The organism is Bacillus sp. HY001 (assembly GCF_007558965.1).
In the GTDB taxonomy this organism is placed as follows: Bacteria; Bacillota; Bacilli; order Bacillales; family Bacillaceae_G; genus Bacillus_A; species Bacillus_A mobilis.
The window spans coordinates 49,613-70,218 of sequence record NZ_VLTE01000017.1; the positions used below are offsets into that span (position 1 = coordinate 49,613).

23 protein-coding genes are annotated in these 20,606 nt (G+C 36.6%); 11 read left to right on the top strand and 12 right to left on the bottom strand.

Annotated features, from left to right (window positions below; translation table 11 throughout):
• Positions 1–7: 7 nt before the first annotated feature.
• From rfbB to FOT98_RS10695, 7 genes are all read right to left on the bottom strand, one after another.
• On the bottom strand, positions 8–979 hold the full coding sequence (gene rfbB / locus FOT98_RS10665) for a dTDP-glucose 4,6-dehydratase (protein WP_063260257.1): 972 nt from the start codon (positions 977–979) through the stop codon (positions 8–10).
• 16 nt (positions 980–995) lie between these two features.
• Positions 996–1,541, bottom strand: a complete 546-nt coding sequence (gene rfbC / locus FOT98_RS10670) for a dTDP-4-dehydrorhamnose 3,5-epimerase (RefSeq protein WP_061678750.1) — start codon at positions 1,539–1,541, stop codon at positions 996–998.
• Positions 1,542–1,549: 8 nt separating this feature from the next.
• Entirely contained in the window at positions 1,550–2,287 is a 738-nt protein-coding gene (locus FOT98_RS10675) for a sugar phosphate nucleotidyltransferase (protein ID WP_061678749.1), read from the bottom strand.
• A 14-nt stretch (positions 2,288–2,301) separates the two neighbouring features.
• Entirely contained in the window at positions 2,302–2,982 is a 681-nt protein-coding gene (locus FOT98_RS10680; protein WP_063260256.1) for a glycosyltransferase family protein, read from the bottom strand.
• Between the two features lie 12 nt (positions 2,983–2,994).
• The gene (locus tag FOT98_RS10685) at positions 2,995–3,681 is read right to left on the bottom strand and encodes a glycosyltransferase family protein (protein ID WP_063260255.1); all 687 of its coding nucleotides are present in this window, start codon (positions 3,679–3,681) and stop codon (positions 2,995–2,997) included.
• The gene (locus FOT98_RS10690) at positions 3,678–4,367 is read right to left on the bottom strand and encodes a class I SAM-dependent methyltransferase (protein WP_063260254.1); all 690 of its coding nucleotides are present in this window, start codon (positions 4,365–4,367) and stop codon (positions 3,678–3,680) included. The genes FOT98_RS10685 and FOT98_RS10690 overlap by 4 nt, the downstream gene beginning before the upstream one ends.
• A 132-nt stretch (positions 4,368–4,499) precedes the next feature.
• Entirely contained in the window at positions 4,500–5,600 is a 1,101-nt protein-coding gene (locus tag FOT98_RS10695) for a glycosyltransferase (RefSeq protein WP_063260253.1), read from the bottom strand.
• A 165-nt stretch (positions 5,601–5,765) separates the two neighbouring features.
• Between FOT98_RS10695 and FOT98_RS10700 the strand changes: the two genes are divergently transcribed.
• The 7 genes from FOT98_RS10700 to FOT98_RS10730 all read left to right on the top strand — a co-directional run bounded on the left by FOT98_RS10700 (position 5,766) and on the right by FOT98_RS10730 (position 13,226).
• A complete protein-coding gene (locus FOT98_RS10700; protein ID WP_144291059.1) occupies positions 5,766–6,644 on the top strand; it encodes a BclA C-terminal domain-containing protein in 879 nt (292 codons plus the stop codon).
• 122 nt (positions 6,645–6,766) lie between these two features.
• On the top strand, positions 6,767–7,612 hold the full coding sequence (locus tag FOT98_RS10705; RefSeq protein ID WP_063260251.1) for a TylF/MycF family methyltransferase: 846 nt from the start codon (positions 6,767–6,769) through the stop codon (positions 7,610–7,612).
• Positions 7,613–7,733: 121 nt separating this feature from the next.
• Positions 7,734–8,492, top strand: coding sequence for a class I SAM-dependent methyltransferase (locus tag FOT98_RS10710; RefSeq protein ID WP_063260250.1), 759 nt, complete (start codon positions 7,734–7,736; stop codon positions 8,490–8,492).
• A gap of 6 nt (positions 8,493–8,498) precedes the next feature.
• Positions 8,499–9,434, top strand: a complete 936-nt coding sequence (locus tag FOT98_RS10715) for a glycosyltransferase family 2 protein (protein WP_063260249.1) — start codon at positions 8,499–8,501, stop codon at positions 9,432–9,434.
• A 146-nt stretch (positions 9,435–9,580) separates the two neighbouring features.
• Positions 9,581–10,741 carry an FtsW/RodA/SpoVE family cell cycle protein gene (locus FOT98_RS10720; RefSeq protein WP_063260248.1) on the top strand — a complete coding sequence of 387 codons (1,161 nt, stop codon included), beginning with the start codon at positions 9,581–9,583 and terminating at the stop codon, positions 10,739–10,741.
• Between the two features lie 227 nt (positions 10,742–10,968).
• On the top strand, positions 10,969–11,709 hold the full coding sequence (gene prpE / locus FOT98_RS10725) for a bis(5'-nucleosyl)-tetraphosphatase PrpE (RefSeq protein ID WP_063260247.1): 741 nt from the start codon (positions 10,969–10,971) through the stop codon (positions 11,707–11,709).
• A 128-nt stretch (positions 11,710–11,837) separates the two neighbouring features.
• A complete protein-coding gene (locus tag FOT98_RS10730) occupies positions 11,838–13,226 on the top strand; it encodes a peptidase G2 autoproteolytic cleavage domain-containing protein (RefSeq protein WP_063260246.1) in 1,389 nt (462 codons plus the stop codon).
• Between the two features lie 48 nt (positions 13,227–13,274).
• Here the strand turns inward: FOT98_RS10730 and FOT98_RS10735 are convergent, their stop codons facing one another.
• Genes FOT98_RS10735 through FOT98_RS10750 form a run of 4 tightly spaced genes read right to left on the bottom strand, consistent with a single transcriptional unit; the run spans position 13,275 to position 16,040 of the window.
• On the bottom strand, positions 13,275–14,168 hold the full coding sequence (locus FOT98_RS10735) for an RluA family pseudouridine synthase (RefSeq protein WP_063260245.1): 894 nt from the start codon (positions 14,166–14,168) through the stop codon (positions 13,275–13,277).
• Between the two features lie 15 nt (positions 14,169–14,183).
• Positions 14,184–14,981 carry an NAD kinase gene (locus tag FOT98_RS10740; protein ID WP_000673186.1) on the bottom strand — a complete coding sequence of 266 codons (798 nt, stop codon included), beginning with the start codon at positions 14,979–14,981 and terminating at the stop codon, positions 14,184–14,186.
• 18 nt (positions 14,982–14,999) lie between these two features.
• The gene (gene yjbM / locus FOT98_RS10745) at positions 15,000–15,638 is read right to left on the bottom strand and encodes a GTP diphosphokinase (protein WP_001081480.1); all 639 of its coding nucleotides are present in this window, start codon (positions 15,636–15,638) and stop codon (positions 15,000–15,002) included.
• A 30-nt stretch (positions 15,639–15,668) separates the two neighbouring features.
• On the bottom strand, positions 15,669–16,040 hold the full coding sequence (locus tag FOT98_RS10750; RefSeq protein WP_063260244.1) for a UPF0738 family protein: 372 nt from the start codon (positions 16,038–16,040) through the stop codon (positions 15,669–15,671).
• A 146-nt stretch (positions 16,041–16,186) separates the two neighbouring features.
• On the opposite strand from FOT98_RS10750, the gene FOT98_RS10755 reads away from it, so the two are divergent.
• The 4 genes from FOT98_RS10755 to FOT98_RS32325 all read left to right on the top strand — a co-directional run bounded on the left by FOT98_RS10755 (position 16,187) and on the right by FOT98_RS32325 (position 18,641).
• Positions 16,187–16,765: a CYTH domain-containing protein gene (locus FOT98_RS10755; protein WP_063260243.1), complete on the top strand. Its 579-nt coding sequence runs from the start codon at positions 16,187–16,189 to the stop codon at positions 16,763–16,765.
• Positions 16,766–16,945: 180 nt separating this feature from the next.
• Complete coding sequence (locus FOT98_RS10760) at positions 16,946–17,344, top strand: globin domain-containing protein (RefSeq protein ID WP_000043382.1); 399 nt, start codon at positions 16,946–16,948, stop codon at positions 17,342–17,344.
• The gene (locus FOT98_RS10765) at positions 17,344–18,237 is read left to right on the top strand and encodes a ClpXP adapter SpxH family protein (RefSeq protein WP_063260242.1); all 894 of its coding nucleotides are present in this window, start codon (positions 17,344–17,346) and stop codon (positions 18,235–18,237) included. The genes FOT98_RS10760 and FOT98_RS10765 overlap by 1 nt, the downstream gene beginning before the upstream one ends.
• 230 nt (positions 18,238–18,467) lie before the next feature.
• Positions 18,468–18,641, top strand: coding sequence for a hypothetical protein (locus FOT98_RS32325; RefSeq protein WP_002051510.1), 174 nt, complete (start codon positions 18,468–18,470; stop codon positions 18,639–18,641).
• Positions 18,642–18,768: 127 nt separating this feature from the next.
• On the opposite strand, the gene pepF is transcribed toward FOT98_RS32325, so the two are convergent.
• Positions 18,769–20,595, bottom strand: a complete 1,827-nt coding sequence (gene pepF, locus FOT98_RS10770; RefSeq protein WP_061678734.1) for an oligoendopeptidase F — start codon at positions 20,593–20,595, stop codon at positions 18,769–18,771.
• Between the last annotated feature and the right edge of the window lie 11 nt (positions 20,596–20,606).

Below are 20,606 nucleotides of genomic sequence, written 5' to 3' on the forward strand. Positions count from 1 at the left end.
ATGCCCCTTACTTTTCTTTTAGTGGTTTCCACCATTCTATATGATGTTCATACCATTCCACCGTTTCTTTCAACCCCTGTTCAAACGTATACTGCGGTTCCCACCCGAGCTCATTCTTCATCTTTTGTGCATCAATCGCATAACGACGATCATGTCCTAAACGGTCTGTAACATACGCAATGTCTTTTTTCGTTTTTCCTAAGAGAGTCATGATTTGTTCCACAACATCTATATTTGTTTTTTCATTATTTCCACCTATGTTATATACTTCCCCTATACGTCCCTTATGCAGAACGACGTCAATCGCACTACAATGATCCGTTACATGTAACCAATCTCTTACATTTAATCCATCGCCATATAACGGTAATTTTTTATCTTCCAACGCATTCGTAACCATTAACGGAATTAACTTTTCAGGATATTGATACGGTCCATAGTTATTGGAGCAACGCGTTACTATAACTGGTAATTGATATGTTTTATAATAAGATAAAGCTATCATGTCGGCGCTCGCCTTACTTGAAGAATATGGACTATTTGGAGCTAACGAGGTTTCCTCGGTAAATCGCCCTGTTTTCCCTAAAGAGCCGTACACCTCATCTGTTGATACTTGCACGAGTTTAATATGTGGATATTTTTTTACTAATTCTAATAAGGTGACTGTCCCAATTACATTTGTATCATAAAAAGGAATCGGATTTTCAATGCTACGGTCCACATGTGATTCAGCGGCGAAATTGACAATTACTTGTACGTCACGCTCCTTAATAACATGCTCCAGCAGCTCTCCGTTTTGAATTTCCCCTTTTACAAAAGAGTAATTCGGATGATTTTGAAGAGACTTCACGTTATTTAAATTCCCGCTATATGTTAATGCATCGAAATTAATAATTTTATATGTTTCATAGCTTTGTAACATGTAATGAACAAAATTACTTCCAATAAATCCGGCCCCACCTGTTACTAATATATTCATATAACAACTCTCCTACTCAAAAGCTATCTTCACATTCCTGGAGTAACGGTAATATTCGATCTTTATCAGACAAGATAGGACTTGTTACCGGCCATGGAATTGCTAATTCTTTATCTTCCCAAAGTAACCCTGAGTCATGCTCAGCGCTATAATACTCATCTACTTTATACATAACAATCGTATGCGGGACAAGTGTACAAAAGCCGTGTGCAAATCCTTTTGGCACTAATAATTGCCGGTGATTATCGGCGCTTAAAATATATCCTCTCCACTGTTTAAAAGTTGGTGAATCTTTTCGCAAATCAACGATAACGTCATAGATTGCTCCTTGCATAACTTGAATAAGTTTCGTTTGTGCTTTCGGATTTTTTTGAAAGTGTAATCCCCGAATCGTTCCCGCTTCTGCCGAATAAGAAACATTATCCTGTACAAATGAATACGTAACTCCTAATGTTTCTAGTACCTTCTTATTATAACTTTCTGTAAAAAAGCCACGCTCATCTCCAAATAACCTCGGTTCTAACAATTTTGCGTCGATAAAGTTTGTTTCTACAACTTTCATATTCTCACCTATTCTCCGTTAAACTGTTTACCAAAGTTTATATCCCGTGCTAACGTATTCGCCCTTTGAAGAGAAACATGAGTTCCCGCATCAGTCCACCAACCGCCCATTTCATTATAAGTAAGTACCTCTCGTTTTAAATACCAATTATTGATATCTGTAATTTCAAGTTCTCCCCTTGCGGAAGGTTTTAATTCTTTTATATAAGAAAAGACTTTCGAATCGTACAAATAAATTCCTGTAACTGCATAGGAACTTTTCGGCTCTTTCGGTTTTTCTTCAATTTCAACTATTTTTCTGTCTTGAATGTGCGCTACGCCAAATCTCTCCGGATCATCTACAGATTGCAGCAGTACTTTCGCACCTTCTTTTTGATTTGCAAACTCTTCAACGTACGGACGAATGTCATCTGAAAAAATATTATCTCCTAATATAACTACCATACGATCTTTCCCGACAAAATCTTCACAAAGTCCTAATGCTTGTGCAATTCCCCCAGCCTTATCTTGCACACGATACGTAAAAGACACGCCAAACTCTTGACCGCTTCCTAAGAAACTAACAACATCTCCCATATGCTCTTTCCCTGTGATAATCATAATATCTGTAATATCGCATTGTTTCAGCTTATATACCGCATGATAAATCATTGGATAACGTCCAACAGGAAGCAAATGTTTATTCGTTACTTTCGTTATTGGATATAATCTCGATCCAGTTCCACCTGCTAAAATAATTCCTTTCATCCTACATCTCTCCCTTATGATGGAGATAGTATATCTTTGTACTGTTCTACAAACACTTTCCGATATTTCTCATATGTATCCGCATCAAACTCATCCCCGTTGTAGTGAATACACCATAAATTTGCTTGATTAGGGATACCAATTAAATAACCCGCCTTTTGAAATTCTAAAGACTGCGACACATCATAAAAGTGGAATCCTTGAAACAAGTCTTCTCGCCACGGAATATCATATTGTGTGGCCATTAATAATCCATCAATTGCCTGAACTGACATAAATGATTGATTCCCATAAAACAGCTGATCTAAATTTAACAATTGATAATTTTGTCTTCTGTACTCAATCACTTTCCCCACTAAATTTTTCCCTTCCCACCATATCCCGTTGCTCGGTAAAAACTGAGCACCAGCTACGCCAATTAAACCAAGTTTTTCGTTATCTTTAAAAAGAGAAATGAGTGTATAAAACATCTCTCGATTAATAAGGTAAGTATCTTGATGTATATAAACCTTATACTTCGCGGGATATGAAAGTGCCCGGTTATATGCACTTGCCATACTTTTCGCATCTCGTATCGGAAAAATTTGTACGACATAACCAGGGGGAACAAAAAGATTTCTTATTTGTTTCTCGCATTGTTCAAATAAATCTTCATTATTTATACAAACAACGACTAATATTGTATGATCCTTCATCTTGTAGCCCCTCTATTCGTCTTGATTTACATCTGACATATAGTGCTCCACAAATATCTTTCTATACTTTTCATAGTTGGTCATATTCACATCAAAATGATAATGAATACACCACGCATCACGCTGTACAGGAACCCCAACTGTATAGCCAGCTTTTCTAAATTCAAATGATTGAGATACATCATAAAAGTCAAACCCATCAAACAAGTCTTCTCGCCACGGAATATCGTATTGCGTTGCCATTAATAAACCGTCAATACATTCAACTGGCATAAATGTTTTTGACTCATGGTACGGCTTTTCTTGACTTGCCATATAAAATAAATCATTCATATAACCAATTACTTTCCCAACAATTCCCCTGCCTATATTCCACGTTCCATTTGGAGGAACATATTGTGCTCCAACCATACCAATCATTCCAAGATGTTCATGTTCCTGAAACAATTGAAGTAATCCGTATAAAAAACCTACATTTACAATAAAAACATCTTGATGTATATATATTTTATATTTCGCTGGATGCGAAATTGCTTTATTATATCCACTCGTCATACTTTCTGCGTTTCGAATCGGCATAAATTGTATCGTATATCCTGGAGGAACTGCCAATTGTAATATATGTCGCGCACATTGTGCATACAGTTTCCGATCATTTATACACGTAACAAATAATATCGTTTTCTCTGCCGCACTCATAATTGCGATTTTTCTGCTTCAATAATATATTGAAATACAACCGTCTCAGCCATGAAGCCACTTCCCAGACGATATTTTTTACAAATTCCATATAGTTCTTCAATAAGCGGTTCATATATTTTATGATCAATATATACACGATCTACTTTACTAATCGAATAACCTGCTTTTAAAAACATTCGTAGCATTTCATTAAAAGTAAAGAAACGAATATGTGTTTTATCTAATAAACCATATTCTGTATACGTCCAATTTCCAGCGAGTAAGGGAGCTAATACTGAGATGTGAGAAACGTTCGGTATACTAGCCAAAATTACACCATTTTGCTTTATATATGGTTTTACTTTTTCTATTACAGCCCACGGATCAAATAAATGCTCTAATACATCTCCAAATATAACGCAATCAAATTGCTCTTCCTCATACGGCATATCCATTGTTTCTATATCGCCTAAAACAACATGATCTAGTTTTTCTTTCGCTTGTTCCGCCGCCTCTGGGAATGCCTCAATTCCTGATACACGTGTACCGTTTTCTTTTATGACCGCTCCCAATGCACCACTCGAACAACCAATATCAAGAACTTCTTTCCATTCCTTTTTTATATGCTTTAATAAATTCGGATTCACTGCATTATAATAATGCCCAGACTTTTCTTCATATAAAGAATTTTTTGGGGAATTCATTTCACACACTCCTTATGCAAATTGAATTTGATATATAAACCTCATATGAAATCTATACATGTACCGATACTTTACTATATAACCAATCTATTATAGTTAGAATCGTGATAAGCCATTTCTAAAAAAAGCAACCTATAACGATTTATATTGTTTATCAAAAACACTCCGAAAATATTTGCGGTTATATTCAATTGCAGCATTATTCGGAACATAAGAAGCTGCTAATTCATTGTAATAATAAGCTTTATCTTGCTCTCCTAACTTGCTATAACAAATACACATTTGTAAATAAGGGATCCATGTGTAGCTAGCTGGACTGTGAAAAGGACTCTCTGTTGCCATTGGCACTTCTGTTGCAAGTTTAAACCAAAAAATTGCTTCATTGTATTTTTCTTGTTCCATATATACATATCCTATTCTTGTACAATTCTCTCCTCTAGGGACATCATACCGAAATGACTTTACACAAGATTCAACGGCCTTCTCCCATATTCCAAGCTTTGCATAGCAATCTCCTAATTTACCACAGGCATAAATTTTCTCTTCATACCAACCTTCGTCTTGATTAAGAAAGGTTTCATATAGTAGAACTGCATCATCATATTTTTGATTATCCATAGATTCATTCGCGTAATAAAACAAATCTCTCGGACTCAATTCTTCTCCAGCTGCTACAGTATCTTGAAAAATTTTCAAATTACGGTTCGTTACTTTCTTTTCTTTTTTATGTGTAATCGCAACATCACTATTAAAAGTCTCACCAAAAACTGCTAAATACTCATGCACCTTTCCAAACCATTGAAATTGTTTTTCACGCTTTACAAGTCGATATCTTTTTGTACAATATAAAGGTTTTCCGTTAGAATCCATTACAAGATGATAGGGCATCGAAACCGCATCCACATTAGAATCTAATTCTCTTTTTAATAGGTTCAATGCCTCTTGAGCATCTTCTAATAACACATCATCAGCATCTAGCCATAATATATATTCTTGCGTTGCTTTCGAAAAAGAAAAATTTCTAGCTGCCGCAAAATCATTAATCCATGAAAAGTCATATATGTTAGAGGTATATTGAGCTACAATTTCTTTCGTTCGATCAATAGAACCTGTATCAACTACAATAATTTCATCAACAATTTTTTCTACTGCGTCTAAACATCGACCTATTGTATTTTCCTCATCTCGAACAATCATACATAGACTAATTGTAATTCCTTGCTTGTTCAACATAATCACCCTCTTCCAAATCAATCATATGTTATACATACAATAAACTTTCCATTTTTTTAACTTTCACAAGTAGTTTAAGATTTCTTTTCAATAATTCAAATGTCCGTGTCATTTTCTTCCGGTTTTGCATCTACTATATAATGAACGCTTTATGGAGGTGAATTTATGTCAAATAATAATTATTCAGATGGATTAAATCCCGATGAATCTTTATCAGCTAGTGCATTTGACCCTAATCTTGTAGGACCAACATTACCACCAATACCGCCGTTTACTCTTCCTACCGGGCCTACTGGACCGACTGGACCGACTGGGCCTACTGGACCAACTGTACCAACTGGAGCTACTGGATCAACTGGGTCTACTGGACCGACTGGGCCTACTGGGCCTACTGGACCTACTGGGCCTACTGGACCGACTGGGCCTACTGGTGCTACTGGAGACACTGGTGCTACTGGATCAACCGGCGCTACTGGGCCTACTGGAGACACTGGTGCTACTGGATCAACCGGCGCTACTGGGCCTACTGGAGACACTGGTGCTACTGGATCAACCGGCGCTACTGGATCAACCGGCGCTACTGGGCCTACTGGTGCTACCGGATCGACTGGGCCTACTGGGCCTACTGGACCTTCTGGATTAGGACTTCCAGCAGGGTTGTATGCCTTTAACTCAGCTACAGTTTCTTTAGCTCTTGGGATTAATGATCCAGTACCATTTAATACCGTTGGATCTCAGTTTGGTACGGCAATTTCTCAAATGGATGCCGATACTTTCGTAATTAGTGAAACTGGTTTCTATAAAATTACTGTTATTGCTTATACAGCGGCAGTAAGTTTATTAGGAAGTCTTGGGATTCAAGTTAATGGAATTCCAGTACCAGGTGCGGGCACAAGCTTAATTTCACTTGGAGCTCCTATCGTTATCCAAGCCATTACACAAATTACTACAACACCATCACTCGTTGAAGCAATTGTTACTGGAATTGGATTATCACTAGCTCTTGGTACAAGTGCATCCATTATTATTGAGAAAATCGCTTAATTTTGTACTTAGCAGTAAAACTGATATCAGTTTTACTGCTTTTTCATTGTTAAATTCAATCATGAAATCTTTCTTTTCTACATAATCATAATGTTGTATGACATTCCGCAGGAGGCACTTATATGGAAAATAAATCTGCTGTCCAGCTTTATCTTGAGTTATTAAAGAAAACAATTTTATTTGAAATATGGTTAGAATACGAACCATACTTACCTGCTTCTCTACATATATCTAAAGAGCTATCATATGAACCAGTTACAGTTCCACTTCCTTTATTTCTTAAGCAGTACGTAGAAAATCACAATTTAAAAATCGTTGATCCAAGCGTTTCAAAAAGTGAACGACAAGGCGGCAATGATTGGCCAAGAGCAGCACACAGTATGGTTGGTCGAAAACGTATGAATCAATTACATGAGGCTATGGAAACTGTTGTTAGGGAAAATATAGAAGGTGATTTTATTGAAACTGGTGTATGGCGCGGAGGATCATGCATTTTTATGAATGGTTTTTTACAGGCAAACAACATTACGGATCGTACTGTGTGGGTTGCCGATTCTTTTGAAGGTCTGCCAGCACCGAACCTAGAACAATATCCGAAAGATTACGGTGATTATTTGCACACATTCGATTACTTACGAGTTTCTTTAGAAACAGTGCAAGAAAACTTTAGAAAATACGATTTATTAAATGATCAGGTGAAATTTTTAAAGGGTTGGTTTAAAGATACCTTACCTTCAGCGCCGGTAGAAAAAATTGCAATTGCTCGCCTTGATGGTGATATGTATGAATCAACGATGGATAGTCTTGTAAACTTATACGATAAAGTTTCAACAGGTGGCTATATTATTATTGATGATTACGGATTGGTAACATGTGCAGAGGCTGTAACAGATTTCAGAAATGAAAGAAACTTAAAAGCTCCTATTACGAAAATTGATGATTTCGGTATTTATTGGCGAAAAGAATAGAATTTTATTTTTTGAGGGGTTCTATCACACTACTTATTCATAAGAGCTAATTGTGTAAAGTTCCCCTCACTATAGATTGATTTATAAATCCCCTACTTTACTACAAGGACGGAGTGAATGTATGAACGAAAATGAGAAAAAAATCACATTAATTCCACCCCCAGAACTCGTTCAATATGTAGGTGGTAACTTTGAAGAAGTTGGAAAAGAGTTTATGCAGTATTTTATTGAAATTGGCAACTTAAACTCAAATGAAACAGTGTTAGATATAGGATGCGGTATCGGCCGAATGGCAGTTCCATTAATGAATTATTTAAGTGATGATGGTGCTTATTATGGATTTGATTTATTCAATGAGGGAATTACATGGTGCAAAAATAACATTTCAACACGCCGCAACAATTTTCATTTTGAACATGTCGATATATATAATCAATTCTATAACCCCGAAGGAAAAGAAGATGCTTCCCAATACAAGTTTCCCTATGAAGATGATTCATTCGATTTTATTTTTTTAACGTCTGTATTTACCCATCTCCTTCCGAAAGAATTAGAACATTACGTATGTGAGATTTCACGAGTTTTGAAAAAAGATGGGAGATGTTTTATTACTTTCTTTTTAATTAATTCTGACTCTTCCTATTACTTAAATGCAGGATTAAGTACGTTAGGTTTTTATCATCAAATGGACAATTGCTATGTTCTTAATAAAGACATCCCGAATTTCGCAGTTGCCTATCCTGAGGAAAATATTCATACCCTATTAAATAAGTATGGACTAGAAGTACAGACTCCCCCCCATTATGGTTCATGGTGTAGCAGAACTGAACATACAAGTTATCAAGATATTATTCTTACACAAAAAATTTCTGAAAGGTAGTTGTATATGAATAATACAAAAAATTCGCCTCTCGTTTCCATCCTGATTCCCACCTATAATCGACCACATTATTTTAAAATTGCTCTAGAAAGCGCATTAGCACAAACGTATTCAAATATCGAAATTATTGTAGGAGACGATAGTACAAATAATGAAACAGAAAAGCTAATATACCGATATTATTTACATAAGTATAAACATATAACGTACATTCGAAATAGCTCTACTCTTGGACAATTTCATAACGCCCTTATGCTCTTAGAACGGTCAAATGGAGAGTACATAAATTTCTTAATGGACGATGATATATTTTATAATAATAAAATCGAAAAAATGATGTTTCATTTCCAACAAGACTTAAATAAAAATCTCGCACTTATCACATCCTATCGCACTTGGATTAATGATAATGGAGATACAATTGAACAACATCCCTCCATGAAAAAATTATATGATGAAGATACGCTACTAAATGGGAAAGATTTTGGAAACCGTATGCTTATAGCAGGACAAAATATTATCGGTGAACCTACAATCGTACTTTTTAGAAAAAGCCTATTAACAGAACCTTTCGGCACCTTACATGGCAGAAAATATGGCTGTAGTGTTGATATGGCTTCTTGGATCAGTTTACTTTCAAAAGGTGATGCAATGTATATCACTGAGCCCTTAAGTTCATTCCGCCTTCATACTGGACAGCAAGTACATCATAAATTCCTTGAAGGCTGCGAAGATTTTTCTCAGCTCGTTTTAACCTCGAAAAAGTATGGTTTCTTACAAGACGCCAAATATTATAAAAAGGGGTTGATACGAGCTTACGGATGGTATAAAAATGCGGTCAAATTTTATAATCTATTTCCAAACCTCATTCCAGATATAAATACACATGCACGTCTTTCTTATTGTTTACATATCATTACAAAAGAGCTCCGTGCAATATAGTCTATCACAAGGGAGGTGCTATTCCTTCCTCGTGATGTATGACTTCCCACAAATAGTGGAATAAATGTATGCATAGTCTGCTTGTATATTATTTTTATCATGACATGATCCATATACTTACTAGGCGATAGAAAGGAATACATACATTGAAAGATCCAAATTCTCAATATCAAATAGACTACGTATTACTATTCATCTTATTTGCCATTGGGACTGTTAGTTGCTTTGCAATTGCAAGTGCACAAGCTTCTTTACCACCATTTTTGCAAAGCGTAAATTTTGTATTAAAGCAAATCCAATGGTACTTCATTGGATTTATAGCCATTGGTGTCATTATGATTATTGATTTCGATCGTTATCAAAAAATTGCTTGGTATTTATATAGCTTTGCATTGGTACTACTCATTGGACTAGAACTTCAAGTACCAGGTGCCGTCACAATTAAAGGTGCGACCGCTTGGTACAGGCTCCCAGGCATCGGAAATTTCCAGCCTTCTGAAATTATGAAATTGTTTTTAATTCTCGTCACCGGACGAATTATAGCAAATCACAATGAGAAATATTTTTTCCGAACAATACACGACGATTTTTTATTACTCGGAAAAATATGTGCAACAAGTTTGCCACCTCTGCTACTTATTGCAAAGGAACCTGATTTAGGAAACACGATGGTAATTTCAGCTATGCTCGCAGCAATGATATTGGTTTCTGGTATACGTTGGCGTTTTATTTTCGGATTAGTTTCTGGTATTTCTGCAGCTGGCGTTACATTAACTTATATTTTTTTTACTCATACAAAATTCTTTAAAGAACACATTTTACAAGAATATCAACTAAATCGCTTTTACGGCTGGTTAGCTCCATACAAATATGATGCGCAAGGCTATCAATTAAGACAAGCTTTCTTAGCTACTGGATCAGGAGAAATGCAAGGAAAAGGTTGGGAAAATGGACAAGTATACTTTCCAGAACCACATACAGATTTTATTTTCACTAATGTCGCTGAACAATTCGGCTTTTTAGGCGCAAGTGTTATTATTGCACTTTTTTTCCTACTTATTTTCCGCATGATTCATATCGCGCTAGAAAGTAATGATCCTTTTGGTAGTTATATCTGCGCTGGTACAATCGGAATGTTTACTTTTCAAGTATTTCAAAATATCGGGATGACCATCGGGTTACTCCCTATTACAGGAATCACACTACCCCTTATGAGCTACGGAGGAAGTTCCTTACTCACTTACATGATAGCGATTGGATTTGTTTTAAACGTTCGCTCAAGGACGAAAATCTTTATGTTTAAATGAAGTACAAAAACGGTATATTTTTATCCCGCTTTAATGGGCAGTAAGACCCCACCTTAAAATCCAGCGAAAGCAAAGAAGTTAGGTGGGGGATCAATTGCCCATAAAAGTCCGATTGGTGAGGGCTGATAATCAGTGGGGGGATGAAGAAAACCCCCACTGATTAAAGTTTCACTTTATCTCTATCCTTTTTTAGATATACTAATGGAAAATATGATGGAGGTTTAAATATGAAATATGACATTATAGGGGATATTCATGGATGCTTCCAAGAGTTTCAAGATTTAACAATGAAACTCGGATATAAGTGGAATAGTGACCTGCCGATTCACCCTGATCAACGTAAACTTGCATTTGTTGGTGATATTACAGATCGCGGTCCTCATTCATTACGTATGATTGAAATCGTATGGGAACTTGTCATAAATAAAAAAGTAGCTTATTATGCTCCGGGAAATCACTGTAATAAACTATACCGCTTTTTCCTCGGACGTAACGTATCAATCGCTCATGGGCTCGAAACAACAGTTGCCGAATATGAAGCACTGCCTTCTCATAAACAGAATATTACAAAGGAAAAATTCATCACACTTTATGAGCAATCCCCTTTATATCACGTACTCGATGAAAAAAGGTTAATTGTATGTCACGCCGGAATTCGGCAAGATTACATAGGAAGACAAGATAAAAAAGTACAAACCTTTGTATTATATGGCGATATTACAGGAGAAAAACATGCTGACGGCTCTCCTGTCCGTCGCGACTGGGCAAAGGAATATAAAGGAAAAGCTTGGATTATATATGGACATACACCTGTAAAAGAACCTCGCTTTGTAAAGCATACAATTAATATTGACACTGGTGCTGTATTTGGCGGGAGTTTAACTGGATTACGTTATCCTGAAATGGAGACTGTTTCCGTCCCTTCCTCCCTCCCTTTTGTCCCAGAGAAGTTTCGCCCAATTTCATAACTTACGAGAGATTACCATATTATTTAGGCCGTTCTCCTATAAAAACTAGGTAAAGTAATTAAAAAAAGATGCAATAAAGTGCATCTTTTTTTAATTACACGGCATATACTGTCGCAGGAGGTGACAGAATGAAGAAAAAATCTTCTAAACAAAAAAGAAAATGCCCGCCTTTTTATCTGCCCATGTACGGAATTAACAACTGGTGCAGCATCCGAGCTGCAGCTTTAGAAGAACTGGAAGGACAAGAGGCATCCCCCAAAAACAAAGCTAGACCAAAATTTGTCTCTTTAGAAAATGCTGTAATGAGCCGCATAATTGATAATAGAAAAACAAAGATGCAACAAAAAAATAAACCTCTCTCTACTCATAATGAACAGATTGTACCCTCTGAGCAAACAGAGAAAAATATAGAAGAAAATATACCTGTAGCAATAAATAAAAAAACAGAAGTAGAAATTCCAGCTGCTATTATCAATCAAGTGAAGAAAATAAAAGAAGCATTAGCACCATCCAATGATATACAAACGGAAAAAACGATCATAATTCAAACCCCTACACCTGAAAATACAAAAGTAAAAAAAGGTGGACGGTATGCATATGCAGAGGGGCTTCACTCTCATGCAGAGGGGACAGCTTCACATGCAGAAGGGCTTCTTACACATGCAAAAGCTTCTTTCTCTCATGCAGAAGGATCAAAAACGAAAGCAACTGGACATAGTTCCCATAGTGAAGGAAGTGAAACGACAGCAGGCGGATCTTATTCTCATGCGGAAGGTAAACATACAATCGCTTTAGGCGAAGCAGCACATGCAGAAGGAACTGCGACTATCGCTAACGGATTCTCTTCTCATGCGGAAGGTAATCATACATCAACGGCTCATTTTGCAGGTAGCCACATTATGGGGCGCTTCGGCACAGCAGAAGAATCTTATTCTTGGTTTATTGCTAACGGTACAAATGAAACCGATCATCATATTGGTGCAAAGTGGCTTGCTCATAATGAGGAAATGTATATTGATGGCGCTTCTTACAATGCAAGTGGAACTGATTTTGCACAAATGTTTGAAACAGCAGACAATAATCTTATTGATGTGGGTTATTTCGTTACATTTAGTAGCGAAGAAAAAATTCGGATCGCTACTTCAAACGATTCATTCATTTTAGGAATATCTAGCGCAACCCCCGCCCTTATAGGAAATAGCGGTGCTTTAAGTTGGCAGAAACGCTACAAAACAGATAGCTTTGGAAAACGTCAATATGCACGTACGGAATCGCAAGACATACAACCTCTTTTAAATACAGAATGGGATCCAGCTTGCAAATATATAGCAAGAAAAGATCGTGCCGAGTGGCTTCCTGTCGGATTAATTGGACAAATGTTAGTACGTGATGACGGCACTTGCGAAACGCATGGATATTGTCGTCCAAATAACGATGGTATTGCCACAAAATCCGAAAGTGGATTTTTCGTTATAAAGCGCACGGGTAAAAATCAAATTTTAATATTATTCCGCTAAGAAAAAAGGGAACAAAATTCTTCATTACATAAGAATTTTGTTCCCTTTTTAAGTATGCCTTAATACCTCTTCCATATCGCTTGGAATCGTTGTAGTGAAAGACATTTCCTTCTCTAAAATAGGATGATAAAACGTCAAAGATGTACTGTGAAGTGCTTGTCGATTCATTTCATCCCTTTTCCCACCATATAAAGTATCTCCGAGTAACGGATGTCCTATATGAGCCATATGTACACGAATTTGATGCGTTCTTCCTGTTTCAAGCTCAAGCGATACATGCGTCTTATGATAGGCGCTATCCATCACTCTAAAATGAGTAACTGCTCTTTGCCCATCTTCACAAACTATTCGCTCAATAATGCTATCCGATTTTCGTCCAATCGGTGCGTCAATTGTTCCTTCTCGTTCAATCATCTCACCATGAACGATTGCTTCATACGTTCTTTTCACAGCTTTTTGTTGATGCTGTTTCGATAAAAGATGATGCACGAAACGATTTTTTGCAATAAGCATAAGCCCTGAAGTATCACGATCCAATCTTGTTACGATGTGCACCGTACTTGCAAGATGCTGCTTATCATAATGACATAAGAGCGCATTCGCAACACTCCCTGCCGGATGTTCTCTAGACGGAATCGTTGACATGTTCGCCTCTTTGTTTATGACAAGAACCGCATCATCTTCATATACAATACATAAAGGGATATCTTCCGCAATCATCCCTTCACTTCTTTCCTCCACTGGAAAAAAGACACGTAATTCTTCACCAGCTTGCAACTGATGACGAACGCTCGCATGTTGATCATTTACTTCAATAGCTCCGCCGTGAAATTTTATATCCGTTAATGCGGCTTTAGAAATCCCTTTTGTTTTTAAAAATTCTCTAACTAAAGTTCCCTCTTCAGCCGATTCTATATCCCATTTCAATGTAAATCTGTTCAAATATATAAACCCTTTCTATTTATCTGCCACAAACGAGTCACGAACTCGTTTCCAGAACGGGAATGGACGGAAACGAACAAATCGTACTTTCTCGTTTGCAACGCGATACTGGATTGATTTCACATCTTGATGCACCATCGTTAAATGGTCCACCGTAATTTGTAAGTTCATTCCTGCAGCCGGCTTCAACACACATGTATGATGCTTCGGCAGTACGAGTGGCGATCCTACAGTACGAAACACACGGTTATTAATAGATGCCATTTCTGCAATTTGAATCGCTTCAATAGAAGGGTGAATAATCGCTCCGCCAAGCGCCTTATTATACGCAGTACTTCCAGAAGGAGTAGAAATACAAAGGCCATCCCCGCGGAACGTTTCAAAGTACTCTCCGCGTATTTCCACTTCTGTTACTAATGTACCTTCCGCACTTTTCACAGTTGCTTCATTCATCGCCAAATACTGTGACTCTTTACTCCCATTCACATAGCGAATAATCACTTCTAAAAGTGGATATTCCACCACTTGGAATGGTGTTTTAGCAATTGCAATTACTAATTTCTCTACTTCTGTCGGTAACCAATCTGCATAGAAACCTAAATGCCCTGTATGTACACCAACAAATGCTGTTTCATCCAATCGATTATAATAACGATGAAACGCATATAAAAGCGTTCCATCTCCCCCAACAGAAATTACAATATCGGGTTCCTTTTCATCCATTATAAATCCAAAATCTAGCAAGTACTCTTTCATCGTGCCTGCCAATGTATCTGATGATTGATCTCCCTTTGACATAATTGTAAATTTCATCGCCCAACACCCTTTAGTTTATGATTCGGAATCTTTCGTTTCTTGTTTTCTTGAAAAAGCTTTCTGCGCTTCTTGAATCTCAAGACGAATAGAAGACATTTCTTCATCTAATAAAAACGCGGCTTCCGCTGCGCGTTGCAAGCGTATTTTAATATCTTCAGGAAAACGTCCACTATATTTATAATTTAAAGAATGCTCAATTGTTGCCCAAAAATTCATTGCTAACGTGCGTATTTGGATTTCTACCAATACTTTTTTTTCTCCCTGAATCGTTTGAACTGGGTAACTAATGACAACGTGATAAGAACGATAACCGCTATCTTTCTTTTGCGTGACATAATCACGTTCTTCCACGATTTCAAAGTCATTTCGTTTTCGAAGATATTCTACAACAGGCTTAATTTCATCAACAAATTGACACATCATACGAAGGCCCGCGATGTCTTGCATATCTTCTCTTAGCCGATCTAGCGGTACATTTCTCTTCTCCGCTTTATCAATAATACTTGCAACCGACTTTACCCTTCCTGTTACAAACTCAATTGGAGAATGCTCTGTTAACATTGCAAATTGAGTACGCATTCCTTTTAGTTTCACTTTCAGCTCTGCCACCGCTTGATGGTAAGGTGCTAAAAATTCTTCCCAATTTCGATTCATTTCAACCACCACCAAAATCAATCCATTTGCTTATAGAAATACTTTTTCTACAGCAGTTACTAGTTCTTCACCGTAATTTGCATTACCTTCAATATTTTCAACTAAATATTCTACTTCTTCTTTTAAACTTTCTAATTCCATTTCAACGTCATTCACACGAACGAACATGACTATATCGTTATTCATCGCTTCATGCATTGCTTCCCAGCATGTGTGCGGAATACTTACATAAATGAAAGATGATTCGTTTTCTAAAATATATAAAAATGATAAATTGTCTGAGTCTACAAGTACGTGATTACGCGCACTTAACTCCTTTACCTCTATTTCATTATTTTCCGCACAAAAAATAAGCGCATTCTCTCTCTTTTCTACGCTCTTAACTTGAATTTTATTTTGCATGCTCTAACTCCTCCATCTCAACTTCCTGTCTTACTTAACAGTATTATTGTATCATAACATGGACGCAAACAAATAAAACATTGAACCAAATTTGTGAAAAAGCGATAATGTGTAAAGAATTATTTTTTAAAAGGAGCGCGCATACAATGACACAAGAAATTGAAATTGAATTTAAAAATATTGTTACAGAAGCAGAATTCGATACATTATGTAAATCATTCTCTATTGAGGTATTTACGAAACAGGTGAATCACTACTTTGAAACACCAGACTTCTCATTAAAAGAAGCTGGCTCTGCACTTCGTATTCGTCATAAAGGAGAAACTTATACATTAACATTGAAACAACCTGCAGAAGTCGGCTTACTGGAAACTCATCAAGTCGTAACAGAAGACGAAGCAAGAATGATGATGGAAACAAACGTAATCGTTCCAGGGGCTGTAATGGATCAACTGCACAAATTACAAATTCCTGTTTCCGCTTTAACTTATATGGGTAGTTTAACAACTGAAAGAGCCGAAACGCTATTTGAAGGCGGAACACTTGTCTTTGATCATAGTTTCTATTACAATCACGATGATTATGAAATTGAATTTGAAGTGCAAGATGAGGAAACAGGCAAAGCTGCATTTATTCATTTATTAAAGCAGCACGACATACCAATCCGTCATACAAATAATAAAGTAAAACGCTTTTTCCTTGCCAAACAAAACAAAGCACGCTAAAGTGAAAATTCCACTAGTGAATACGTTCCACTAGTGGATATATCTCACTTTTTAAAAGGAAAAGATTCTTTTACATCTGTAGAATAAGCAAAGAACGTTATGAAGGCTATTTATTTGCCCTCTGGAACATTCCATTGCTACAATAGATATACATTTCATGGAAAAAGGAGTTTATAAAGGATGAGCAAGCAACCGATGACACCATTTGAAGCAATTGGCGGTGAACAATGCATTGCAATATTAGTAGACACATTTTATTCCTATGTCAGCAAACACCCTGACCTATCTCCCATCTTCCCGGATGATTTAACAGAAACCGCTAGGAAGCAGAAACAATTTTTAACGCAATATTTAGGTGGTCCTAATTTGTACACTGAAGAACATGGTCATCCTATGTTAAGAGCACGCCATCTTCCGTTTGAGATTACTCCAAAACGAGCAGAGGCTTGGCTATCATGTATGGAGCAAGCAATGGATGACACAGGAGTGCACGGTCATATAAGAGAGTTTGTTTTTGAACGTTTAGCATTAACTGCTCAGCATATGGTTAATACTCCAAATGAAACAGGTGAAGTGTAATGGATAAGCAGGAAGCAAAGCATATCAATATGCCATCTCCTTCCGCATGTGAGCATAAGTCTGTAGAAGCATATTTATTTATTGATCCACTTTGTAAAGATTGCTGGGAAATTGAGCCCTTTATTATTAAACTATGGCTTGAATACGGGAAATACTTCTCTATTCGTCATATCGTAACAGGAAAAGTGGACGGAACGAACGCTTCCTCACACAAATGGAATAAACCTGCTAATATTCGATTTGTGTGGGAAAAGACAACAAGTTTGCAAGGTTTTTCATGTGATGGAAAGGTACATATGCAAGAGGCATCGTCAACACCCTATTTAGTTTCGATGGCAATTAAGGCAGCGGAGTTGCAGGGCCGAAAAGCAGGTTCGAAGTTTTTGCGAAAACTCCAAGAATACATTTTCCTTGAAAATGTATCAAACCCTGACTGCGAATTATTACTTGCATGTGCAAGAGATAGCGGTATTGATGTAGCAGAATTTAAAAAAGACCTACATTCCACTAGCGCAAAAAAAGCTTTCCAATGTGACTTGAAATTCACAAATGAGATGCATATTACAGAAATACCTTCTCTCGTATTTTTTCATGCGAATTCAGATGAAGAAGGTATTAAAATCGCTGGAACTTATTCCTACGACGTATACGTACAATTATTGAAAGAACTTGTAAAATGTGAAATTGAGCCAGAACCATTACCACCTTTAGAAGTGTTATTAGAAGCAACACAATTTATATCTTCAAAAGAAGTAGCATTTATATATGACAGCTCGCAACAAGAGATCGAGCGCGAACTGAAAAAATTACAACTGAAACGAAAAGTACAAATGATTGAAGTAAAATGTGAGCGTTATTGGAAATGGATAGCAAAAGAAAAAGACCTGGTGTAAAACACCAGGTCTTTTTCTTTACGGCTTATAAAAATATTAAAGGGGATGGGAGAAATTTTCACGTTCAAACAAAGGGGTATATGTTTGTATGTGAATTCGTTCACGCTTATTATATTACAAGATTCGACGTCAGATGACAACCCCTTTTGTCGAATTTCACACTTTTGTCACATTCTAAACGTTTTCATTTCTGAATAAGCTATAAAAAAGCTATTTTGGAGGTGTTCTGTATGAAAAAAACGTATATTTTACTTATCATTCTAGCTGTCATCGTTTCTTTTTTCTTGTACATCCTCTCTCTACTACAAGCTTTTCCAAAAATTATTGCCTTCCCTCTTTTATTTGGAGTCATTGTCATCGCTCTCTCTTATTTCAACCATAAAAAACGATTTAAAGGTTTTTAACTAAAAAAAAAATCGCAAAACTGCCTTCTAATTTAGAAAAAAGAAGGAAATTCACTTTATTTTTTCGACAAATATCGACAAAAATATTCAAAATAAAAAAGACGAGGTAAATTCCTCGTCTTTTCTCTTACTTCTCTTCAAATAATAATGCTTCTAATTCATTTAATTTCTCTTCAAATACTTGCAATGCTTCTTTTACCGGTTCTGGAGATGCCATATCTACTCCAGCTTTTTTCAGCACTTCAATTGGATAATCTGAGCTTCCTGCTTTTAAGAACTCATTAATGTAACGTTCTACTGCTGGTTGCCCCTCTTCTAAAATTTGTTTAGATAGAGCTGTTGCTGCACTAAATCCTGTTGCGTATTGATATACGTAATAATTGTAGTAGAAGTGCGGAATACGAGACCACTCTAAACCAATCTCTTCATCGATTACTAAAGAATCACCGAAATATTTCTTATTTAAATCATAGTAAATCTCCGTTAACATGTCTGGCGTAACCGCATGTCCCTCTTGTACTTTCTTATGAATAATATGCTCAAACTCTGCGAACATCGTTTGACGGAATACAGTACCACGGAATCCTTCTAAATAATGATTTAATAAGTATAGACGCTCTTTCTTATCTTCTGTCGTTTTTAATAAATAATCGTTTAGAAGCGCTTCATTACAAGTTGATGCTACTTCTGCAACGAAGATTGAATAATCACCGTATACGTGCGGCTGCGTTTTTCTTGTGTAGTAACTATGCACAGAATGACCGAACTCATGAGCAAGTGTATATAAATTATTTACATTATCATGCCAGTTCATTAAAATATACGGATTTGTTCCGTATGCACCAGATGAATATGCTCCGCTTCGTTTTCCTTTATTCTCATACACATCTACCCAGCGATTTTCATATGCTTCTTTTAAAATGTCAACATACTCATCACCAAGCACGTTTAAAGACTTTAATAACATGTCTTGTGCTTCTTCATACTTCACGTTCATTTTCACTTCTGGTACAAGTGGTGTATATAAATCATACATATGAAGCTCATCAAGCCCTAGTGCACGCTTACGAATATCAATGTAACGATGCAGCAGGTGTAAATTATCATTTACAGATTCAACAAGTTGATCATACACAGCCTCAGGAATATTATTATTACTTAATGCTGCTTGACGTGCAGAATCGTATTTACGAACACGGGCGTTGAAATTATTACGTTTCACAGCTCCGCTTAACGTACTTGCAAATGTATTCTTATATTTTCCGTACGTTTCATATACAGCTTTGAATGCATCTTCGCGCACACGACGATCATCACTTTCTAAAAACTGAATGTAACGACCATGTGTAATTTCTACTTCTTCTCCATCCTCACCTTTAATAGATGGGAATTTCAAATCCGCATTATTCAACATACCAAATGTATTACTTGATGCACTCATTACTTCAGATGCTTCTGCTAATAGAGCCTCTTCCGCTTCAGATAATACGTGCGGGCGTTGACGCGTAATTTCTTCTAAAGCATGTTCATATACACTTAGGTCTCTATTTTCTTTCAAGAATGTTTGCAGTGTATCTTCTGAAATCGATAAAATTTCAGGCACAATATATGCTGTGCTACTAGATACTTGTGAATATAAATTTGTCGCGCGGTCATTTAACGCTTGATACACAGAGTTTGTTGTATCTTGATCGTAACGCATATGTGCATATGTATATAGCTTACCTAATCGCATTGAAATTTCATCTTCATATTGTAATGCTTCAAGTAAATTGTTCGCAGAGTCACCAAGTTTCCCTTTAAATTCAGTTAACTTCGGTAATAGCTCTTTAATGGCTTGGAATTCTTTTTCCCATTCTGCATCTGTTTGGAAAATATCTTCTAATCGCCACGTACTTGATTCTTCAATCTCTTTGCGATCTGGTAATGTTTTTGCTGTGTTTTGTTCAGACATCCTTTAAGCCC

Coding starts and splice junctions, on each gene's coding strand:
- yjbM (WP_001081480.1), bottom strand. CDS start 15,638: ATGAATCGAAATTGGGAAGAATTTTTAGCACCTTACCATCAAGCGGTG.
- FOT98_RS10765 (WP_063260242.1), top strand. CDS start 17,344: ATGGATAAGCAGGAAGCAAAGCATATCAATATGCCATCTCCTTCCGCA.
- prpE (WP_063260247.1), top strand. CDS start 10,969: ATGAAATATGACATTATAGGGGATATTCATGGATGCTTCCAAGAGTTT.
- FOT98_RS10750 (WP_063260244.1), bottom strand. CDS start 16,040: ATGCAAAATAAAATTCAAGTTAAGAGCGTAGAAAAGAGAGAGAATGCG.
- FOT98_RS10740 (WP_000673186.1), bottom strand. CDS start 14,981: ATGAAATTTACAATTATGTCAAAGGGAGATCAATCATCAGATACATTG.
- pepF (WP_061678734.1), bottom strand. CDS start 20,595: ATGTCTGAACAAAACACAGCAAAAACATTACCAGATCGCAAAGAGATT.
- FOT98_RS10690 (WP_063260254.1), bottom strand. CDS start 4,367: ATGAATTCCCCAAAAAATTCTTTATATGAAGAAAAGTCTGGGCATTAT.
- FOT98_RS10710 (WP_063260250.1), top strand. CDS start 7,734: ATGAACGAAAATGAGAAAAAAATCACATTAATTCCACCCCCAGAACTC.
- FOT98_RS10685 (WP_063260255.1), bottom strand. CDS start 3,681: ATGAGTGCGGCAGAGAAAACGATATTATTTGTTACGTGTATAAATGAT.
- FOT98_RS10680 (WP_063260256.1), bottom strand. CDS start 2,982: ATGAAGGATCATACAATATTAGTCGTTGTTTGTATAAATAATGAAGAT.
- FOT98_RS32325 (WP_002051510.1), top strand. CDS start 18,468: ATGAAAAAAACGTATATTTTACTTATCATTCTAGCTGTCATCGTTTCT.
- FOT98_RS10715 (WP_063260249.1), top strand. CDS start 8,499: ATGAATAATACAAAAAATTCGCCTCTCGTTTCCATCCTGATTCCCACC.
- FOT98_RS10760 (WP_000043382.1), top strand. CDS start 16,946: ATGAGCAAGCAACCGATGACACCATTTGAAGCAATTGGCGGTGAACAA.
- FOT98_RS10675 (WP_061678749.1), bottom strand. CDS start 2,287: ATGAAAGGAATTATTTTAGCAGGTGGAACTGGATCGAGATTATATCCA.
- FOT98_RS10695 (WP_063260253.1), bottom strand. CDS start 5,600: ATGTTGAACAAGCAAGGAATTACAATTAGTCTATGTATGATTGTTCGA.
- FOT98_RS10730 (WP_063260246.1), top strand. CDS start 11,838: ATGAAGAAAAAATCTTCTAAACAAAAAAGAAAATGCCCGCCTTTTTAT.
- FOT98_RS10755 (WP_063260243.1), top strand. CDS start 16,187: ATGACACAAGAAATTGAAATTGAATTTAAAAATATTGTTACAGAAGCA.
- rfbB (WP_063260257.1), bottom strand. CDS start 979: ATGAATATATTAGTAACAGGTGGGGCCGGATTTATTGGAAGTAATTTT.
- rfbC (WP_061678750.1), bottom strand. CDS start 1,541: ATGAAAGTTGTAGAAACAAACTTTATCGACGCAAAATTGTTAGAACCG.
- FOT98_RS10700 (WP_144291059.1), top strand. CDS start 5,766: ATGTCAAATAATAATTATTCAGATGGATTAAATCCCGATGAATCTTTA.
- FOT98_RS10705 (WP_063260251.1), top strand. CDS start 6,767: ATGGAAAATAAATCTGCTGTCCAGCTTTATCTTGAGTTATTAAAGAAA.